The organism is Paenibacillus sp. sgz302191 (assembly GCF_057749925.1).
The window spans coordinates 87,169-107,107 of record NZ_JBYLHY010000001.1 but is presented as its reverse complement, the minus strand read 5'-3'; the positions used below and the strand labels follow the sequence as shown (position 1 = coordinate 107,107).

The window sequence follows — 19,939 nt, the reverse complement described above, 5'->3', positions numbered from 1 at the left end:
CCTCAACTGCTACTCAATTCTCTACCGTTGCGGCGGCATATGCCTGAAGAATAGCGAGAAATGTATAAGCCTGCGTCTCATCGAAAAGAAGCCGAACAATTTCCTGAAGTATCCTTTGTTTATTCCAGTTCAAAAGCCCCGGTATATAATTGATAATAGATTCCTCCGTGCATGATAAGCTGCTCATGATCTCCGCGTTCAATAATTTGCCCTTTATCCAACACCATAATCGCATTTGAATGTTGCACTGTGGATAGGCGGTGAGCTATTATAAACACAGTTCGTCCTTTCATCAGATTATCCATACCCATCTGGACAATTCCTTCTGTTCTCGTATCTATGGAGGAGGTTGCTTCATCTAGAATCATAACCGGAGGATTGGCAATTGCAGCGCGGGCAATGGCAAGCAACTGGGTCTGTCCCTGCGAAAGATCGCCTCCATTTCCTTCGATCCAGGTGTTATAGCCGTCTGGCAAACGCTCAATAAAGCTGTCTGCATAAGACAGTCTGGCCGCCTCCCTGACTTCTTCATCGGTGGCGTCGAGACGTCCGTATCGGATATTGTCAGCAACTGTTCCTGTGAACAGATGTGTATCCTGCAGAACAATACCTAACGAACGGCGTAGATCAGCCTTGCGAATCCGCTTGATATTAATGCCGTCATAAATAATTTCTCCCTCTTCAATATCATAAAAGCGGTTCAGCAGGTTGGCTATCGTTGTTTTCCCTGCTCCTGTGGCTCCGACGAACGCAAGCTTCTGTCCCGGATTGGCGTAAAGTGTAACGTCATGCAAAACCTGCTTCTTGCCATCGTAGGAAAAGGACACCTGTTTTAATTCAACCTTTCCTTTTAAAGGCAGGTGTGAGCCATCCTCCAGCTTCCAATACCAGCCGCTTTCATCCTTATGCTTTTCCAACGTAACGCTGCCTTCGTCGACTTCAGGCATTTCATCCATCAAGTTGAAAATTCGCTGGGCTCCTGCCAGTGAGACGACAAACATACTGATTTGAGAGGACATTTCTGAAATGGGCATGGTAAAGTTTCTGGAAAGACCAAGAAATGCCGCAATGCTGCCTAAAGTCAGGCCGGGATCCCAGCCAGAAATGGCCAAAGCCCCGCCTAAAATTGCAACGAGTACATAAATCAAGGTGGCAATATTGGCCGTGATCGGCATCAAAATATTGGAATATGTGTTGGCGGTTGAAGCGTGATTGAACAGCTCATTATTTATTTTTGAGAAGTGCTCAATGGCCTTTTCTTCGCGGCAAAATACTTGAACCACCTTCTGACCATTAATAATCTCCTCAATATAGCCTTCTACTTTTCCTATCGATTCCTGCTGCTGGAAGAAATATCCGGTCGCTTTCTTGCCTACGATCTTCGTTATCCATAGCATGAGCGCAACGCCAAGTAAAACGAGAAGCGTAAGCGGAATATCCATATAGAGCATGGAGAAGAACACGACTATAATTGTAACCGTTGAAGATAGCAGCTGCGGCAATGCGTCTGCAAGCATCATGCTCAGCGTATCGACATCGTTGGAATAATGACTCATAATATCGCCATGCGCTTTCCGATCAAAATATTTCAACGGAAGCTTCTGCATTTGGCTAAACAGATCGTCCCGAATATTCCTCATTATTTTTTGCGAGATTGTTATCATTATCCGCTTATAGACAAAGGTGCTTATTACGCCGACCATGTAGATGACGCCGAGCAAGATTAATGCGTGCAGCAGGCTGTTAAAGAGCGGATTTTGGTCTGCGAGCAGCGGCACAATAAAATCATCAATCAGCACGCGCAAAAAAACAGCAGTTACGACAGATACGGCAGAGCCCAGCAGCACAAAGAGCAAGATCAGCCCGGACAATAGTTTGTAATGTTTAAAGTAAGCCAGCAGGCGTATACTGGTTTTCCAATAGTTGTTAGTACTCGGCATGCTGCTTTCCTCCTTTCGTTTGCAAGTGCCAGACTTCCTGATAAATGGTGCTTCTGACCAGCAGATCATCATGTGAGCCAATGTCTGTAATTTTACCGCCGTCCATGACAATAATCTGGTCTGCTTCCTCCACGGAAGATATACGCTGTGCAATAATGATTTTTGTCGTATTCGGGATGTTTTCCTTAAACATTCTGCGGATTAATGCATCCGTTTTGGTATCCACAGCGCTTGTTGAATCATCCAGAATCAGAATTTGGGGCTTCTTGAGCAATGCTCTTGCTATACACAAGCGCTGCTTTTGACCGCCGGAAACATTGGTTCCCCCCTGATCGATCCGGGTATCGTATCCGTCGGGGAAAGCGGAGATAAAGTCATGGGCCTGTGCTGCTTTACAAGCTTCTATAAGCTCCTCATCACTGGCGTTTTCATTGCCCCAGCGCAAATTTTCTTTAATGGTGCCTTCAAACAGAACATTTTTTTGCAGAACCATCGCCACCTGATTGCGCAAAGCATAAATATCAAAGCTTTTGACGTTGGTTCCTCCTACGAGCACTTCTCCCTCGCTTACATCGTAAAGGCGTGGAATTAGTTGCACAAGCGATGTTTTGGCGCTGCCAGTCCCGCCAATGATGCCTATGGTCTGTCCGGAACGAATATGAAGATTGACGCCAGATAAGGCAAATTTCTCGGCATTGCTGGAATAGCGGAAGGAAACATTGCGGAATTCAACTTCTCCGGAAGCAACATCCATAACTGGGGAGTCCGGGCTTTTAATTTCCGGTTCCTCCTGCAGCAATGCATCAATTCTCACCGCTGAAGCGCGAGCAATGGCAATGACAACCAATATAATGCCCAAGGTCATAAGACTCATCAAAATTTGCAGCGAGTAGGCCAAAACGCTCGTCAATTCGCCCGTCGTCATTGTTCCGCCTACCACCAGCTTGGCGCCAATCCATGAAACCAGAAGCATAACGCTGTAGAGAACGATTTGCATCAAGGGCATTTCAAGAGCCAGTATCCGTTCGGCTTTAACCATTTCCGTGAAAATTCGTTCTGAAACCTTTCTGAATTTGGAAACTTCCTTCTCTTCTCGAACATACGACTTGACGACACGAATGCCTCTTACGTTTTCCTGTACCACCTTGTTCATTTCATCATATTGGTCAAACGCCCGTTCAAAAACAGGAAATGAATATCGCATAATCAGATACATGCCAATAGCCAAGAGTGGTACTGCAACCAAAAACAGCATCGCAATGGAAGGGCTGATCTGGAAGGTCATCACCGTTGCAAAAATCATCATGACCGGGCTGTGGAAAGCCATCCGAATAATCATCATAAACGCATTCTGAACATGCGTAATATCCGTCGTAAGACGTGTCACAATGCTGGCGGTGGAAAATTTATCGAGGCTGGAGTAGGACAATCGCTGAACATTCCGAAACAGATCAAAACGCAGGTTTTTGCCAAACCCGGCCATTGCAATTGCAGAATATCTGCCTGCAAGCGCCCCGAACAAAAGGGATGTAAGAGCAAACAGCACTAGGATCAGGCCATATTTCCCGATCATGCTCATGTTCCCGCCGCTAATTCCTTGATCGATCAGCCGAGCCATGAATAACGGAATCAATACTTCCATCACCACCTCTCCCAGCAAAAACAACGGGGTAAGCAGCGTCTCTTTTTTATATTCTCTGACGCTTTTCAACAATCGTTTTAACATAAGTGATCTCCTTTTATAGATTTGGGGCTAATTAGCGCGCATATTCGTTGAATACTCGGAGTAACAAATGGTATTATATACTGTATAGTAACTATACAGTCAATCCGATCCGGAGGGAAATATGCATCCATCAGAATTTCTTTCGATCAGCTCATTTGCGAGCCTATCCGAAGTTGCTCGGAAAACGCTCATTTTTTATGATCGCATCGGTCTATTTAAGCCTGCTCTTGTTGCCGACAAGCGCTTAAAGAGCTTGGCATTCCTCTGGATAAAATCAAAACACATCTAGAAAATCGAACTGCCTCCAGCACGCTCGAATTGCTTCGCCAGAAAAAGGAGGAAATCAAATACCAGATTATGGAATTGGTGTGCTATGCCAGAGCGAATTATGGGGAAACGGACAAAATTTACCCGCAAATATTTGAGTATATCGAGAGCAATCAGCTGATTATAGAAGGGAACGCTTACGAGGATTGTATCCTTGACGAGGTGGTGTTATCTGAACCCGAGCATTATCTGGTTCGGGTTCAGATCCAAATTCAGGAGCCGGAACAAGGCATCAGCCTTATTGAAGAAACTGAATCAAACGGCAGCGCTAACCGTTCTTGGCGATGCCTACCGCAATTCTAGAATGACAAAGTTGTCGAGATTTTGCTCGGTCAAATAACTTCAAGCCCCTTTGGTAAATGATAACATATCATGTATTTGAAGGATTCTCCGGCTTGATCATACGTGCAATACGGTGTTGCTAAAGCGTCCCAGCAATTCGTTCATAAGAACAACACTGCCAGCATCATCACATTTTTTTACGGAATTCAGGAACTTCAGAAAATGCTGTTTTCCTGTCCGAATTTACAAGACCAAAAACTCCAAACATCTCAAAAGACCTTTTTTGTTCAATTCGGTAATTCATTTCGATACCTCCTTCTATTGAAATATGAAAGGACATTCGTGGATAGGCTTTTTAGAGAAACGCCTTTATCACGCGCAGATATCGGCATTATCCCATGAAGATTCTTAAACGCCCGTGCAAACGCTTCCGGCGAGTCTTCTCGATGATCGCCTCCGAGTAGATAACCTTGGAGGTGTAGCCCAGAATGAGGAGAGGGACTAGAATCAAGGGAATGTATACCGCGAATATTTTCGTTCGAATGCGCTGGTTGCGGAACCATCGCGACAAACTGATTCGCTGAATGATGCTCATGACGATTCACCGGCTCTTCATTAGACTTTCGATTTATTCATTATACATCTTGTCGCGGACGGAACAACTCCGTTGTTGCTGTAAGCGGCGTCAATCAACAGCATTATGGCCTGCGCATTTGTACAATCTATATGTCGATCAATAGAATTTTTCGAATGATGACATGTGATGAATCGGGATGCATTCTGGCACAATGATATTACACAAAAAAGAGGCATTCCCTCTGTCATCGATGACTTTTGGGACTGCCCCGTATTGATTATATGTTGGTATCCGGAAATCCGCTCTGTTACATGTACTTATGACCAGATTCCCATCCCGCATAATCATTTCCTTCAAACGGTCGATAGGACGTAACGCTTTCCGCTTTCCGATGAACTGTAGGAAGGGCCTAGTTTAAGTCTGGTACCTCGGTTATCAGACCTCCCCCTTAGCACATCTGCCCCAATGAACTCGGGAAGCAGATCCGCCGGACGGCGAGCTCCTCTGCATGCGGATATCTATACACCTAGATCCATGACGGCGAAAAAAGGTTCGCGAGGGGGAGGGACTATTAATTATCTGTGCCGCTGACTTTTCTGCGTTTTTTCATGAACTAAGACGACGTATAACCGATCGTATTCATCCCTTTACAGCCCCGCTGCTTAGCCCGCCTATCACTTTTTCCTGCATCAGCAAGTAGACTGCGATCATCGGCAAGATGGCAATGACAATGGCGGCAAAAATCGGGCCCATTTCGACACTTCTCTCACCCACAAAAGAAAGCATGGAGAGCGAGATGGTATACATTTCTTTTTTGGTTAAGAACAAGACAGCGAAAATCAATTCATTGTAAGTGAATAAAAACGTCAGAATCGCAGTGGTGGAAATAATCGGCATGCAAATCGGGATTACGAAAGAAAATAGATAACGCACCGGACCACATCCGTCCACCAAAGCGGATTCATCGATTTCCTTGTTCAAGCCTCTGATATACCCGGTAATCAGAAAAACCGCAAACGGGATATGAAATGTCGAATATATGACAATAATCGTCAAGTAACTGTTGTACCCGTTCACCAACGCCACCAATTTAACCAAAGGTATTAGTGTCGAATGGAAGGGCACCATAATGCCTACGATCAAATACATGTAAAGTAAGCCGGGCAGCTTTCCATTCCCTTTGGCCAAGTAAAAGGATGCCATCGATGCCAGCAGGACGACCAAAAAGGTGCTCATAGATGAAATAAAGAATGAATTGAAGAGCGCTTTGCCTAAACCTGCTTCGACAAAAACACGGACGTAATACTCGAAATGGTATTCGGTCGGCAGCTTGAAAGCGGACATGCCGAAGATTTCATTATTCGTCTTCACAGAGGAAATCAGCGTAAAATATAAGGGATATAGCGTAATTGCGGCCCATACAACTGCGAATAGATAAATTGCGATATTTTTCGTTCTCATCGTTTCCTCGTTTCCTACGCATCTTGTTTGGCGAAGCGATTCAGGATAAGGCTGATCGTCAGACCAGCTACCAGAATAAACGTCCCGATGCTGTTTCCTAAGCCAAAATTGTTGTATCTGAAGGCTTCGTTGAAGAGAAGCGATGCAGGCACTTCGGTCTTCTGATTCGGGCCCCCGCCCGTCATGACATAGACGATGTCGAACACCTTGAGAGAGCCGGTAATCGCAAGAATCGAAAAAATTTTAAACGTTTCCTTCATCATCGGAATTGTGATCAGCGCAATCTGTTGAGAACGGCTTGCACCATCGATTTCGGCCGCTTGGTAAATGTCCTTGGGGATGGAAACGAGACCTGCTGCAAAGATAACCATATTTAACCCGGCGAACACCCACGCGTTTACGAGGACAACTGTAAAAATGGAACGATCCGGATCGCCAAGCCAATCGTGTGCCAACCAGCCCAAGCCCATGCTTTCGAGCAAAGCGTTCAATGCACCAAAGTTAGGGTTCAAAATAAAAGTCCACATCAACCCAACTGCAGTAATCGGAAGAACGACCGGCATAAAAAATGCCGTCTTGAAAAACCGCTTGAATTTCCGATCACCCGTCACAACCAAGGCCAGAGCGAACGCGATTGGCATGAGGACTAGAAATGAGCCTAGAATGAACCAGCAAGCGTTTGTCAATGATCTCCAGAATGTGGCATCTTCCAGCATCTGCATATAGTGATGGAACCCGACAAACTCCATGGTTGATTCTGCAATGAGATTCCAATTGAAAAACGACATGTAAACAGCAAAGAAGGCGGGATAAATTAGGAGTAAGGTATACAGAATCAATGCCGGGAAAACGAAGCCGATTCCGATCCATTTTGCTCGATGTGCAAACATGTGAAGTCCTCCATTGAGGGGTTCAACCGACAAGGTTGCCGGTTGAACTCCCTTCGTTAATTGCTTTTCTTAATTTCATCGGCAATTTCTTTGGCCACTTTCTCCGGCGGATTCTTAACGAACAAGCCTTGAATTGAATTTCTCACGCGATCGAGCAACTGCGGCAGTTTATCATAGGAAGGAACGTCATTTTTGTAAACCTTTGCGTTCTTGATTGCGTTCACGAAATCCGAGGAGATCGGATTGTTCACATTCGGATTCGGCGACATTTTAACTGGGTAAACGCCGCCTTGATTTACTTCCTCCTGTTTCCGGAAATAGTCGACGGATGTCAGGTACTTCAACAGTTTGATGGCCGCTCCCTTCTCTTTGTCCTTAAGCTTGCCGTAAACGGAGAAACCGCCGCCGGCGCCGCCCATCCAATTGTCTTTATTCTCCGGCTTATCCTTAAAATAAGGAAACGGAACAAAGCCGATCTTATCCTTGATTTCACTGCTAGAAGCCTCGCCGATGAACCAACTGCCGTCCATATGCATCGCCGAACGGCCGCTTAGGAACAACGCTTTCTCCTGATTCATATCCACGCTCACCGCGTTGTCGCCGAAAACCCCTGCCTGATTAAAGTCCGAGATGAGTTTGAATAAGGAAACCATGTCAGGGTCATCATAATGTGCTTTGCGTGTGGCCAAATCATCGATTTTTTGCGGACCGAACTGCTTCATCACCAAGTTGTTAAAGAAGTGTCCTCCCCGCCATGTATCTTTGGCTCCCAACGCCATTGGGATGTATCCAGCCGCTTGCAGCTTTGGCGCCTGTTCCAACAGCTCCTCCAGCGTCTGCGGCGGCTGTAAATTGAGTTTCTTAAAAATCTCTTTGTTATAGAAGATGCCTACAGCGAAAAATTCAGCCGGAATGCCATAGACGCCTTCTTTGCCCTTAAACTGCCAGTTCTCGAACAATGGCAGAAGCTGATCCGACCATCCCTTGTCATCATTCATTGCACCGGATAAGTCGAGAAATGTTCCGTTATCCGCATAAATCTTGAAGGCTTCACCGCCCCATGTCTGGCTGATGGCCGGAAGATCCCCGGAAGCGATACCCGTTTTGAATTTAGTCATATAAGCGGATTCGTCGGTTATCGACTCATCCAGGACTTCGATATTCGGGTTTTCCTTCTGAAACTGCTTGATGCGGTCTCTGAATGCGACGGGACCCGGCGTATTATCCGCCCATCTGGTCATAATGCGAATGGATACCTTGTCCGGTTTGCCGTCTTGTTGATCCGATTTGTTACCGCCAGTGCTGTTGCTGCAAGCGGAAAGCGCTACCATGGATCCTGCGAGAATGACCGATATCAGCACATTTGCCAACGTTCTCATCTTCTGTACCAACCCTTCTGTATTTGGATAGATTACTCCTAAATTATAAAATGGACTGAACCTTTTCCGAAACGTGAACAAACATACTTTTCTTGGATTAAAACGACAAAAAACGACCCTTCTCCGTTTCTCGAAAAAGGGCCTTACGCCGTTATGACTTGTCGAAGTTGCGGTATTCATTCGGCGTCATTGCATGCAATGCTTTGAATAATCTGCTGAAATACGCGTTGTCTTCGTATCCGACCTCATGCGCGATCTCGTATATTTTCAGCGTAGTTTGCTTAAGCAGTCGCTTCGCTTGGTCCATTCTGATGCGCACCAAATAATCGGTGAAATTCATGTCGATTTCTTTCTTGAACAACCGGCCCAAATAATTCGGATTGACGTGAAGCTGCTCTCCAAGCGTCAGAAGCGAAATGTCCTCTGCATAATGCTGCTGGATGAGTTCAATCGCTTTCTTGACCAAATAATGGCTCGCCTCCACAATCGGACAATCGGACAACGATTCGGCTCCTAAAGTCACCATACTTTGCTGATACAGCCGGGGGATTGCAGCCAAATCGGCGATGATGCCTCCCCAACCCATGGACAGATTTTGCCGGATGAGCCGCTCGACCGTCTGCTGACTTTCCCTGATTTTGAACAGTAACGACTCTTCGGGGACATTTTGGGAGAAGAACACTAACGTGACTTGACGAATTTCGTCAACAAACACCGGAATACCAATCTCCGACAACATTTCTTCGAAAATATTTTTCAAGAAAAACCGTATCCGGTGGTCCATTTCTACAAGGTTTGAAGCATATATATGAAACAAAGCGATCTCGCTGTAATCCGGCAGGAGCATTTCGTCGTAATAGGGGATAGGGATGTTGTGGCACCAATCGCGTATCCGCTTCTCGAGCATATTTTTGTCGCGCAACCGGTTCAGCATGTTTTTCGATTTCCTCTCCACGAGCCTATCCTCCACCTTGCGGAGCAACTCCGTCACTTGCTGCTTGCTTACAGGCTTCGTAACGTATTCAAATATGCGCAAGCGGATACCGGTTATAGCGTATTCAAAATCGGCATACCCGGATAGCAGCACGACATTCGCCTCTTCGTTCATCTCCCTGATCTCTTTGACCAAATCCAATCCGCCTCTGCCCGGCATCCGAATGTCCGAGATCACGAGATCAATGGGATGAAGGGTGAACAATTCCAAAGCTTCGTTCGTGTTCTCGGCTTCCATTACAACATGCTTCGGATCGATGGATCTGATCATCCCGGCCAGTGAGGTTCTGGGTAACCGCTCGTCGTCAACCACCAAAATCATCATCTTCGTTCGCCCGCTTCCATAACAGGAATTCGCACAGTGACTTTTAACCCGCCCAATTCGCTTTTGGACAGTTCAATACCCCTGTCCAACCTATAAATCAGCTTTATTCTTTGATTTAAATTGATCAAGCCCAAACGTGTGTGGGAATCATTGGGGGAACCCCGATGCCCCAGCAAGTCTCTGTATTGGTTCTCGCTCACACCGACCCCGTTATCCTCGACAGATAACACAAGATCTCCGCCATCGCGAAACACCAGGATACGAATCAGTCCTGGACTTCGATCCATTGGTTCCAGCCCATGGATAATCGCATTTTCTACCAGAGGCTGAAAGAGCAGACGTATGACGCGGACATCCAAAATCTCATCTTCCACTTGCAAATCGACTTGAAGCTTATCTTCGAAACGATAAGTCTGCAGGGTAATATAACGCTGCAGCTGCTTCAAATCTTCCTTTAACGGAACTAAATCCGAACCGGGTTGTATCGTATATCGTAGCATTTCGCTTAACGAATGCACCATCTCCGCCGTCTGTTCCTCGCCCTTGTTATACAGCATCCAGAAGATCGTATTCAGCGTGTTGTACATAAAATGCGGCTGAAACTGCGCCCTCAGTGCAATTAACTGCGCCTGTTCCTCGCTGATCTGTTTGTCGGCCAAATCTTTTACCGCCTTGTTTAAGTCGCCGACCATTTTGTTAAAACCATGAATCAGTGTGATTACTTCCCGATTTGCATACTGACCGTGAATCGGTAGCAGGATACCTCGTCTGATTTTCTGAAAGCTCTGCGTTAATAATCTTAGTGGCCGGGATAAAGACCAGGAGAAAAGCAATACAAAAAGTATCGCCCCCGCCAAAGCGATCAATCCAATCGTAATGATGCGGTATTGCATCTGCTTCATTTCACGTTCCAACGTATGCTTGTTGACGTAGGATAGTATGGTAAACTGGCTGTACGACGAGTTGGCTTTGATAATAAATCGGTCTTCTTCCTCAATCGTTTCCGTCATGATCGACGCGTCTTGAAGTCGGAGAAGTCTCTGTTCCCCGGCGGCTATCGTTTGACCTATCTCCGACTTCTGTTTGGAATAAACGATACGATGGTAGCGGTCGACAATCCGAATATTTTCAATCTCCGCCAGTTGCTTGTCCTGACTGATGTTTTCAATGACGGTAGCAGGGATAATAACGAGAATTTGCCCAATAGGCTTCAAATCGGTCCAACTATTAACGATACGACTGCCAATTACGGCCGGAACAAGAATCGTATTTTTCATCTCGCCTCCCGCCCAAACTACGCTTCCCTCCGCTTGAGCGACGTGGGGATACCAGGCCATACTTTTCAGTTCGTTTATATTCTTCCACGCCAAGTCGAACCCATTGAAAGCCGTATAAGCATTCTCGTTCTCATCCAAAATTTGAACGATGATGCCACGGGCAAATGTCTGGCTCTGCCGCGCGATCTCTTTCTCCAACTCGTATTTCGGAATCTTGGGGGGTATTTTCATGTGGATCTGGGTCAAGTAGTCCAAAACCGCCGGACTATAAGCAAGTTGTTTGGAAAATTCATCGTATTCTTCTAATGTATTGTCCATACGCTCTTTCATTTGATTGATGGAATATAGCAAAAACTGGGTGGATTTCTGATAGAGAATTTCCGAAGACTTTTGATAGGAAAAAAAGCTGACAACCATGGTTAAAGCGAGCATAATCACACTGAATGCGAAAATTAATTGCGTCAAAATGGACATGTTTTTCAAGCTGCGCCACTCCCGAACCGATATAATCACTCCTGCTTGAACGATGTCAGAACATTCTACGATTTCTATGCGATTATAGGCGGCTTGCTGCCCTCATCTCAGCATTATTGTACCATGGGAGGGGAAATGTTTGAAGAAATTGTTCGTTGGAGCGTAAAAAGGCGCCCTTACCCCCAAAAACTTCGCGAGCGGTTGAAAGAGGATATTCGTCTTGCGGGGAGCCGACTTCTTTCGAGATCATACCGATTCGGAGCACAAAAAAAAGAAAGGGCTTTTGCCCCCTCCATATCTTCGTTCATATTGTCGAATTAGACGGATTCGGATGATGAGTCAATCGATACGCAGTCGGAGATAAACCTGTGGATGATTTGAATAATTTGGATAGATAGGAGATGTCGGGAATGCCAACTTTAGCGCCGATTTCCGCCAGCATGAGGTCCGTGGAGGTCAATAGCCACTTCGCTTCTTCTATCCTTTTTCTGTTAACGTATTGAATCGGAGATGTGCCGAAACGCCTTTTGAACACGCGGATAAAATAGTTGGGATGCAGATGAGCGCGTTCCGCCAACTCGTCGATCGTCAAGTTTCGATGATAATTTAGTTGGATATGCTCGATGACACCTTGAAGGGGTTCGGACACTGCAGCGAGTTCGACGCCTGCCACGTCGGAAGCTGCATGCTCAACATAATATGCAATCAACTTCAGCATGGCCGCTTTAATCAGCAGGGGAGCGGATAGGGACGTACCGGATTCGCAGGAAAGCAGCTCTCGGAACAGCTGCTTCGGTTCGCCGTCTTTCCCCGGTTCGAGAAATACGGGTATTTTTAGCAGATTGAACAGGTTGTTTTCCCCGACCTTGGCCGTAAAATGGCACCAATATTTCGTAAAGCGCGGGCCGTCCGTATAGGAGTAAGATTGCTTCACTCCTTGCGGCATCAGGTACCACTGCCCCGGTTTAGGCGTATACTCCGTATCGCCGATTTTCAACCAGCCTTCGCCATCGCAAATCAAATAAAATTTGTTATAGTCCGGCGTGTAATCGAGATCCCGCCAGTCGGACCAAACCTGGTTATGTCCCATTGCGGTTACGTGAACCTGAAGGTTATCGAGATAAAGCCGGATCAGTTGTTGTTGGGCATTGTCCATGGGTAATCACCGATTATGGAAAGATAGATAATTTTATACAACAAGAAGTTAGGATTCTATATTCATGAGTATACCACAATACTGCTAGGATAAGGCTGTAACAAAAAAATAGGAGGCCTGATCCGCATGGTTAAGGCGCACATCGCCAAGGGTCCTTTCGAACCCACATTTGAATCGCTCAGGAAATTCGAGTGCCCGGAATGGTTCCGGGATGCTAAGCTCGGCATATGGTCGCACTGGGGCGCACAATCGGTGCCAATGTACGGGGACTGGTACGCCAGGAACATGTATTACGAAGGTTCCGAGCAATACCGGTACCATATCCGCCATTACGGACATCCGTCAACATTCGGCTACAAAGATATCGTACAGCTGTGGAAAGCGGAGAAATTCGATCCGGAATCGCTGATGGACTTGTACGTAGCTGCCGGTGCCAAATATTTCGTCGCACAGGCGATGCACCACGACAACTTTTTCAACTACGACTCGAAAATCCACCGCTTTAATTCGGTCAACATGGGACCGAAGAAAGATATCGTTGCGCTGTGGAAAGCCGCTGCTTCCCGCCGGGGACTGCCTTTCGGGCTGACCGAGCATCTGGGAGCGACGTTCAGCTGGTTTCATTTCAATAAAGGACAGGATAAGGAGGGCCCTTATGCGGGCATCCCTTATGACGGAAACGATCCCAAGTACGAGGATTTGTATTTGCCGAACCGCGAGCATTATCAACCGGACAACCTGCAAATGGAACCGACGCCATGGTATACAATCAATCCTTGGTGGCATCAGCGCTGGTTCGACATCATCAAGGAAGTCATCGATCTGTACCAGCCGGATCTGCTGTACTCCGATGGCGGACTGCCGTTCGCTAGCGCCTGGGATCAAAGGGACGCCTCCTTGGATGACCCGTCGTTCGCAGCCGGACTGAATGCGGTCGCGCATCTGTACAATACGAGCGCTGCGGCCTATGGCGGCGTGAATCGCGCAGTCTATAACCAGAAGGACCGCAGGCAGGACGTTTACCGCATCGGCATCCTCGACATTGAACGCAGCCAGTCGCCGGACATCAGGCCTGACCCGTGGCAGACCGATACGTGTATCGGGGATTGGTTCTATAATGTGAAAACGGTCTATAAGAAACCAGGGCATGTCATTGAAATTCTGGTCGACATCATCGCCAAGAACGGCAATCTGCTCCTCAATATTCCGCAGAAGCCGGACGGTACGATTGATGACGAGTGCACGTATATCCTGCAGGAGATGGCCAAATGGATCCGGATATGCGGGGAAGGCGTGTACGGCACCCGGCCGTTCCGCGTATCGGGCGAAGGACATTCCCGCGTCGTCATTGATCATTTCAAGGAGGACAGGGTGGAATGGAACTCCGGCGACTTCCGTTTCACCCAAAAGGGAAATACGCTTTACGCATTCCAGATGCGGTGGCCGGAAGATCATCGTGCCGTCATTCGTGCGTTGACGCCGGCAGACAAAGTGGAATCGGTCCGGCTGCTTGGCGTGGGCGAAGTACCGTTCGAACAGCCGTACGGAGCGCTCATCGTTTCGCTGCCGGACCGGCAGCCGACGCCGTACGTCAACTGCCTGGCGATCGAACTCAAGCCGTAAGTGTTCGACAATCGGTAAGAGGCTACCCATTAATCGGGTAGCCAACTCCGGGTAGAAAGACCACTCGCTTCATATCACCTGTGATTTTGCTTCTTCAAACTTAGATGACAAAAGAGGGCAACCCTCACTCCGAGAAAAATAAACCGCTCTTCGGAGCGGTTTATTTTTCTCGGCTTTCATTCATGACCTATGCACTTCAAGTTAGATTCTGGTAAAAACTCAGGAAAAGCAATAAATAGCCGAGTTCTTCAAAGGTAGATTGGATCCCCCTTTGATCCATCGGCGTGACGTTTACTACTCCGTCTTACTTAATTCCAAAAGCCGGCTAACAGTCACGAGCTCGCAGCTCTGCTCCAGCAGCTCAGGCACAAACGTGATTAAGCCCCGATGAGGCTCCAAAACGCTGGCTTCGGCATCAGCGTACTAACGGCGGCGCCGATTCTGAATAATCCTTTGAAAGCCTCGTGCAAGGCCGGTATTTCCTTGTTCATAGTTTGGCAAGCCTCCTTTAGATGTCCCGTTCTTACAGGCCGTCTCCCTCATTATGATAAGGTTCTCCCCCTCCCCATTCTTTAGGATTTACCCGTCTGCCTGTACACGATCGGCTTCTCGGAAACCCGCTTCTCGAACTCTCTCAGAAAATGATGATAATGCACGTATCCGACCTCCTCCGCGATGGAACGGATCGTAGCGTCTGATTCCGTAAGCATTTTCTTGGACTCTTCAATACGCAGGTCATGTATATATTCAGTGATGCCCACGCCGTTTTTCTTCATGAATGCCTGACCCAGGTACACAGGATTCATATAAAACCGTTCCCCGATCTCCTTGATCGTAAGCGGCTTCTTGTAATTCTCCTGAATGTAACGTTCAATCCCATGAAGGGGGTGTCCAGAGTTGAATTCCTTCTGCTTCCTCAACCGGTTCATATATTCGTCCAGATAACCCCGCATGGAGTGTTCCAAGCCCGTCAGCGATTTCGGCCCATTTTGGAGCAGATCGCGGAACCTCGGCCACATGTCAGCTGTCGACGCCCCCAGCTCCCGCAGCACCTCCGTGCTCTTCAAAACCACATCCATGCTAAGCATCCGCACCACTTCCGGCGCAGTCTTATGCTGTTGGAATGAGGCGAATAAACGCTTCATGATGTCTGCCGCCTCCTGCTCCTGAAGCCGCTCCGCTGCGGCAAACAGCTCCTCCGCTGTCGCCATGGCCTGAAGATCGTAGCTGACCTCGAAACGGGCTGCGGATTCATAAACGACGAGACCTTCATCATCATGGAAAAAGTGGTGGACAGACACCTCCTTCGCCCCCGAATAGGATACCGTCAAATCCAGAAGTGAAGGCACGGACGGCCCGACCGAAACGCAAATTTCCATTCCTTGCTGCCTTAGCCCGTCAGAGACCTTTCGGGCCAAAGCAATGACATCCAGGGCATCGTCTGCCACCAAACCGGCCTGGCCGGGCATAAGGTCGATAAACATCACTCGGGGCGGGCTGGAGTATGCCGCGCAGCATTCCAGATTCTCTCCCTTCAACCCCTCGATCAGAATGTATCTCCATGCTTTGGCTTGTCGGTCCAGCTCTCCGATTTGTCCGGATACGCTCTCATCCGGCTCCTGCATCTCTCCTCGGAGAATGGGGGCAAGCACCGCCGGCAGGAGTCTGTACGACTCCAGCTCCTGCCTGCTATGCTCCTGTGCACGAACCGCAAGCTCCTGCATGATATCTTTCAAGATCATTTCCCATTCTTTATCCATGACCGGCTTGAGCAAATAATGGCGCACTCCGTACCGCAATGCGGATCTGGCATATTCGAAGTCGCCGTACCCGCTCATGATGATGAAGATCGGGTAGTAGTTTTCCGACAGCCCCCGAATCCGGTCGATCAGTTCCAAGCCGTCGATCACCGGCATCCGGATATCCGTAATGATGAGATCGGGCTTACAGTCCTCTGCAACCGCCAAAGCTTCTTCCCCGTTGGCGCACATGCCGCATATCTCGAACCCCAGCTCCTCCCATTCGGCCATTAGCCGGATGCCTTCCAATGCGATCGGCTCGTCATCGGCAAACAGCACTTTATACATTCTCTTCCAGCTCCTCCTGAGGCAGAATCAGATTCAGAGGAACACGGATCGTAACGGTTGTCTGTTCATTTTCCTTACTGTCTATTGTAAACAAGGATCTGTCGTTGTAATAAAGATTCAGCCGTTTGTATACGTTCCGCAGTCCAATATTTTTCTCTGTTGTTTCCTCTATATATAAATTTTGGAATATCCCATTCAGCTTGGCGGTGTCCATACCGATTCCGTTATCCTTGACCTTCATGACCAGATGGCGCTCATCCAACCCGGCCGAGATGCAGATTCTCCGGTCCCCTTTCACCGATTGAAGCCCGTGCTTGCAGGAGTTCTCCACCAAGAATTGGATACTCATCTTGGGAATCCGGCAGGAGAGGACCCCCGGATCGATGTCCATTTCATATTCAAAACGGTCTTGAAACCGAAACTTTTCAATCTGCAGATACATCTCGATAAAGGTGATTTCCTCTTCGATCGTCACTAGGTCATCCTTCCAGCTAAGCAGCCTTCTTAATATTTGGGACAGGTTGCGGATAGTTTCCGTCACATGCTCATACCGGTGCTTCTTGCATACGACCAGAATGGCGTTGAGCGTGTTGAACAGGAAGTGCGGATCCACTTGGCTTTGCAGCATATTAAGCTCCGCCCGCACCCGTTCCAGCTCCAAGTCCTTCTTCTGGAGTTCTAGCTTGTAGACGTCGTTGATCAGATTCCGGATTTTTTCCGTCATAAGATTGAAGCTTCGAAGAAGACCTCCAATCTCGTCCCGGCCTTCGTACATGTTGATGGGTTCGAAGCGCTCGTTTTTAACCATCTGCATATGTTTGGAGAGCCGTCTGACCCGCAGGTTGTAGGAATGCAGAATAATAAAGACGAGCACCGTCGGAATCACCGTGCTGATCAAGGCCAACGCGATGCCGAACTTCAATACCGCATTCTGTTCCTTGAGCACTCGGGATCTTTCCGGAATCCCTATCAATTCCCAGCCGCTCAAATAGCTGGCCGTTCCCAATGGACTGATGAAGTTACCTGCCGCATTGCCGCCCGACGAATCAAGAGGGTCTGCCGTGATAGGAGACAGAAGGTTATCCTCGGCAATGTAGGAACGGTTCGAATCGAGAACGATCCGTTTATCTGCATCCAACAGCTTGAACTGCAAGTAGCTCCGCTCCTTGTTGAATAGCTCCTGCAACTTGTCGAGCTGCAGGTCAATCCGCATATACTTGGTGTAATTCATTAGATCCGGGAAATTATTCAATTTGCGGATGACGCTGACATACACCATCTTCTGTTGCGGATTCATCGGGTTGATATCCAGATACGAGGTAACGATCACCTTATCCTTCGTAGCGGTCAGCTTCCGGTACCACTCACTTTGTTTATCGCTGTCCTTCAGGATAAAATAGCTCCCCCCGCTATCAATCGTCGGGTTCGAGGTGTACACGCCCAGCCTGGAGATGTACGGGTACTGGTTCGTATATTGGCGGAGCCTATCGCGCAGGTAGCTGTCATATTTTTCGTAATATGCCGACAAGTCGGCATAGGAGGTTTCCAATGGTTCGTTGAAGGCCCGGTCAGCCGCTACAGTGTTGCTTATCGAGATGCATTCGTTCACCATCTGCACCAGCTCGTAGCCTGCCCGGTCCAAAGATATTTGCAGATTCTCCCGCTCACGGGCTTCCGTGTTCCGGCTGTTCTGAATGTAAAACAGCGAATTGATACACATGATGGGAAGCAGGACGCACAAAAGATAGATGAACAGAAACTTGTATCTTAACGGAATGTCGTTGACGATATGGCTGAAAGGCTTCCATTTCCGCTTCATAGTCGGTCTCCTGTCGGGTATGTCTTAGCCTTTCTTGTATGAGGAAGGTATCATACCGGTCAAGGCTTTGAATTTCGCAACAAACTGGTCCGAATCCGAATACCCCACCCTCAAGGCGATATCGGCTATTTTGAATTCAGCCCGGCGAAGCAGCTTTTTTGCCTCTTCGATGCGGACCGTGTGCAGGTATTCGTTGAACGCCATACCAAACTGCTTCTTGAACCGTTGGCCCAGGTAAGCCGGATTCATATGAAGTTGCTCGGCTACATATTGGAGCTGCAGCTTCTCGTGATAATGCTGCTTGATGAATCCCGCGGCTGTGGATACGACACCATCGACGCGCGGGCCCTTCTCACTTGCCACCCATTCGGCCGCATCCAGGAAATCCTTCAGTACCCGGATTTCCATTCCTCCCGGGTCCAGCCGCAGCGGGGCCGCGAACCATCTCCGGGTCCAACTCTCCGAATCGGCTCCCTGTTGGATCAGCGCTTGAAGAATGTCCAGCTTGATCGCCGACAGGCTTGCCTCCACCCAAGCTTCCAATGCTTTCCGCGCCGTTAAGCTTGAAAAAAGATCACGAGCGTGAGCCCGCACGGCATCCGGGTTGCCGCAAACAATGGCCTGAAGCAACGAATCCTTGATTTCCTCCGGGATCCGGAAACTCTCCTCCTGCGTTCTATCCTGATAATAATAAACGCCCGTCAGATCGGAGGGAAATTTGCACAGCTCCGCTACAAGCGTCTCCCTGTACGCCTTATTCAGGGATGCGGCCCCCCGGACCTCACTGCTGACAGAAAAGGAATACTGCTCCCCGCATGTATGACGGATGTACCGGATGAACCGGTTCACCAGCGAGGGCAGCAGGGCCGGTCCCTTCCGGTCCGCCGCCAGAACAAAGCCGAACCGGTCTTTGCCCAGTTTAAATGGATGCACGGCAATCTCTTCAATGGCCGCCAATTCCGCCGCTTCAAGCAGATGCTGGAACAGGTTGAGCCGTTTCTGCTCTCCGGCTTCTGCTTCGATGCCGATCAGTTGGATGCACCGGATTCTCGATTCGTCATGAAGCCTAAGGAGGCTCCTGGCTTGTTCTAACCACTCCTGCCTGCCATCTCCTAAGAGAAGCTGCGAAACCGTTTCCGACCGGATGTGTTCCATAGCGGATCGGCGCAATTGATATCGAGCATCCTCCATCCGGATGTTCTCCGCTGCTTCAAGCACAGCGTTTTCCAGCTCCGTCTCGTTCAAGGGCTTCGTTAAATAATTGGAAACGCCGAATTTCATTGCCTTCTTGGCATACTCGAAATCCGCATAGCCGCTTAATACGATGAATCTTGTACGGGGGAAGCTAGCGTAAGCCCTTTCTATCAGTTCCAGACCGTCAATGACAGGCATCCGGATATCGGTAATCACCAGGTGGGGGCGGCACTCTTCCATGAGCTGCAGGGCATCCTCCCCGTCCAGGGCTTCTCCGCACACTTCGAATCCCAGTTTGTTCCAGTCCATCAGAAAACGCAGCCCCTCTAACATGATCGGCTCATCATCGGCAAATAGCACTTTTAGCATACGATTTCACCTGATTTCCTTTATTCCTAATAGATATTAT

General features: G+C 48.1%; 13 protein-coding genes and 1 pseudogene. 1 reads left to right on the top strand and 13 read right to left on the bottom strand.

The window, feature by feature from the left end:
* Window positions 1-119: 119 nt before the first annotated feature.
* From AC3G2T_RS00465 to AC3G2T_RS00420, 10 genes and pseudogenes are all read right to left on the bottom strand, one after another.
* Window positions 120-1,940 (bottom strand): ABC transporter ATP-binding protein, encoded by a 1,821-nt coding sequence (locus AC3G2T_RS00465; RefSeq protein ID WP_488434136.1) that lies wholly within the window; start codon window positions 1,938-1,940, stop codon window positions 120-122.
* The gene (locus tag AC3G2T_RS00460) at window positions 1,927-3,666 is read right to left on the bottom strand and encodes an ABC transporter ATP-binding protein (protein ID WP_488434135.1); all 1,740 of its coding nucleotides are present in this window, start codon (window positions 3,664-3,666) and stop codon (window positions 1,927-1,929) included. Before AC3G2T_RS00460 ends, AC3G2T_RS00465 begins: the two co-directional genes overlap by 14 nt.
* Before the next feature lie 659 nt (window positions 3,667-4,325).
* Window positions 4,326-4,715: pseudogene (locus tag AC3G2T_RS00455) on the bottom strand (AraC family transcriptional regulator); the annotation flags it as partial.
* Window positions 4,667-4,870: a hypothetical protein gene (locus tag AC3G2T_RS00450; RefSeq protein ID WP_488434426.1), complete on the bottom strand. Its 204-nt coding sequence runs from the start codon at window positions 4,868-4,870 to the stop codon at window positions 4,667-4,669. The gene AC3G2T_RS00450 and the pseudogene AC3G2T_RS00455, both read right to left, overlap by 49 nt.
* A gap of 621 nt (window positions 4,871-5,491) precedes the next feature.
* Window positions 5,492-6,313 (bottom strand): carbohydrate ABC transporter permease, encoded by an 822-nt coding sequence (locus AC3G2T_RS00445; protein WP_474682068.1) that lies wholly within the window; start codon window positions 6,311-6,313, stop codon window positions 5,492-5,494.
* Between the two features lie 14 nt (window positions 6,314-6,327).
* Window positions 6,328-7,203, bottom strand: a complete 876-nt coding sequence (locus tag AC3G2T_RS00440) for a carbohydrate ABC transporter permease (RefSeq protein ID WP_474682067.1) — start codon at window positions 7,201-7,203, stop codon at window positions 6,328-6,330.
* Between the two features lie 56 nt (window positions 7,204-7,259).
* Window positions 7,260-8,582 carry an ABC transporter substrate-binding protein gene (locus AC3G2T_RS00435; RefSeq protein WP_474682066.1) on the bottom strand — a complete coding sequence of 441 codons (1,323 nt, stop codon included), beginning with the start codon at window positions 8,580-8,582 and terminating at the stop codon, window positions 7,260-7,262.
* 151 nt (window positions 8,583-8,733) lie between these two features.
* The gene (locus AC3G2T_RS00430; protein ID WP_474682065.1) at window positions 8,734-9,900 is read right to left on the bottom strand and encodes a response regulator; all 1,167 of its coding nucleotides are present in this window, start codon (window positions 9,898-9,900) and stop codon (window positions 8,734-8,736) included.
* Window positions 9,897-11,651 carry a cache domain-containing sensor histidine kinase gene (locus AC3G2T_RS00425; protein ID WP_488434419.1) on the bottom strand — a complete coding sequence of 585 codons (1,755 nt, stop codon included), beginning with the start codon at window positions 11,649-11,651 and terminating at the stop codon, window positions 9,897-9,899. The genes AC3G2T_RS00430 and AC3G2T_RS00425 overlap by 4 nt, the downstream gene beginning before the upstream one ends.
* 304 nt (window positions 11,652-11,955) lie before the next feature.
* Window positions 11,956-12,807, bottom strand: coding sequence for an AraC family transcriptional regulator (locus AC3G2T_RS00420; RefSeq protein WP_488434134.1), 852 nt, complete (start codon window positions 12,805-12,807; stop codon window positions 11,956-11,958).
* Between the two features lie 126 nt (window positions 12,808-12,933).
* Here AC3G2T_RS00420 and AC3G2T_RS00415 point away from each other — a divergent pair, with 126 nt between their 5' ends.
* The gene (locus AC3G2T_RS00415) at window positions 12,934-14,430 is read left to right on the top strand and encodes an alpha-L-fucosidase (protein WP_488434133.1); all 1,497 of its coding nucleotides are present in this window, start codon (window positions 12,934-12,936) and stop codon (window positions 14,428-14,430) included.
* Between the two features lie 572 nt (window positions 14,431-15,002).
* On the opposite strand, the gene AC3G2T_RS00410 is transcribed toward AC3G2T_RS00415, so the two are convergent.
* Genes AC3G2T_RS00410 through AC3G2T_RS00400 form a run of 3 tightly spaced genes read right to left on the bottom strand, consistent with a single transcriptional unit; the run spans window position 15,003 to window position 19,899 of the window.
* Window positions 15,003-16,517: a response regulator transcription factor gene (locus tag AC3G2T_RS00410; RefSeq protein WP_488434132.1), complete on the bottom strand. Its 1,515-nt coding sequence runs from the start codon at window positions 16,515-16,517 to the stop codon at window positions 15,003-15,005.
* Complete coding sequence (locus AC3G2T_RS00405) at window positions 16,510-18,336, bottom strand: sensor histidine kinase (protein WP_488434131.1); 1,827 nt, start codon at window positions 18,334-18,336, stop codon at window positions 16,510-16,512. Before AC3G2T_RS00405 ends, AC3G2T_RS00410 begins: the two co-directional genes overlap by 8 nt.
* Window positions 18,337-18,360: 24 nt before the next feature.
* Window positions 18,361-19,899, bottom strand: coding sequence for a response regulator transcription factor (locus AC3G2T_RS00400; protein ID WP_488434130.1), 1,539 nt, complete (start codon window positions 19,897-19,899; stop codon window positions 18,361-18,363).
* Between the last annotated feature and the right edge of the window lie 40 nt (window positions 19,900-19,939).

Excerpts from the sequence above, each read along its gene's own strand:
- AC3G2T_RS00440 (WP_474682067.1), bottom strand. The coding sequence starts at position 7,203 with ATGTTTGCACATCGAGCAAAATGGATCGGAATCGGCTTCGTTTTCCCG.
- AC3G2T_RS00460 (WP_488434135.1), bottom strand. The coding sequence starts at position 3,666 with ATGTTAAAACGATTGTTGAAAAGCGTCAGAGAATATAAAAAAGAGACG.
- AC3G2T_RS00420 (WP_488434134.1), bottom strand. The coding sequence starts at position 12,807 with ATGGACAATGCCCAACAACAACTGATCCGGCTTTATCTCGATAACCTT.
- AC3G2T_RS00415 (WP_488434133.1), top strand. The coding sequence starts at position 12,934 with ATGGTTAAGGCGCACATCGCCAAGGGTCCTTTCGAACCCACATTTGAA.
- AC3G2T_RS00400 (WP_488434130.1), bottom strand. The coding sequence starts at position 19,899 with ATGCTAAAAGTGCTATTTGCCGATGATGAGCCGATCATGTTAGAGGGG.
- AC3G2T_RS00465 (WP_488434136.1), bottom strand. The coding sequence starts at position 1,940 with ATGCCGAGTACTAACAACTATTGGAAAACCAGTATACGCCTGCTGGCT.
- AC3G2T_RS00405 (WP_488434131.1), bottom strand. The coding sequence starts at position 18,336 with ATGAAGCGGAAATGGAAGCCTTTCAGCCATATCGTCAACGACATTCCG.
- AC3G2T_RS00410 (WP_488434132.1), bottom strand. The coding sequence starts at position 16,517 with ATGTATAAAGTGCTGTTTGCCGATGACGAGCCGATCGCATTGGAAGGC.
- AC3G2T_RS00450 (WP_488434426.1), bottom strand. The coding sequence starts at position 4,870 with ATGAGCATCATTCAGCGAATCAGTTTGTCGCGATGGTTCCGCAACCAG.
- AC3G2T_RS00425 (WP_488434419.1), bottom strand. The coding sequence starts at position 11,651 with ATGTCCATTTTGACGCAATTAATTTTCGCATTCAGTGTGATTATGCTC.
- AC3G2T_RS00435 (WP_474682066.1), bottom strand. The coding sequence starts at position 8,582 with ATGAGAACGTTGGCAAATGTGCTGATATCGGTCATTCTCGCAGGATCC.
- AC3G2T_RS00445 (WP_474682068.1), bottom strand. The coding sequence starts at position 6,313 with ATGAGAACGAAAAATATCGCAATTTATCTATTCGCAGTTGTATGGGCC.
- AC3G2T_RS00430 (WP_474682065.1), bottom strand. The coding sequence starts at position 9,900 with ATGATGATTTTGGTGGTTGACGACGAGCGGTTACCCAGAACCTCACTG.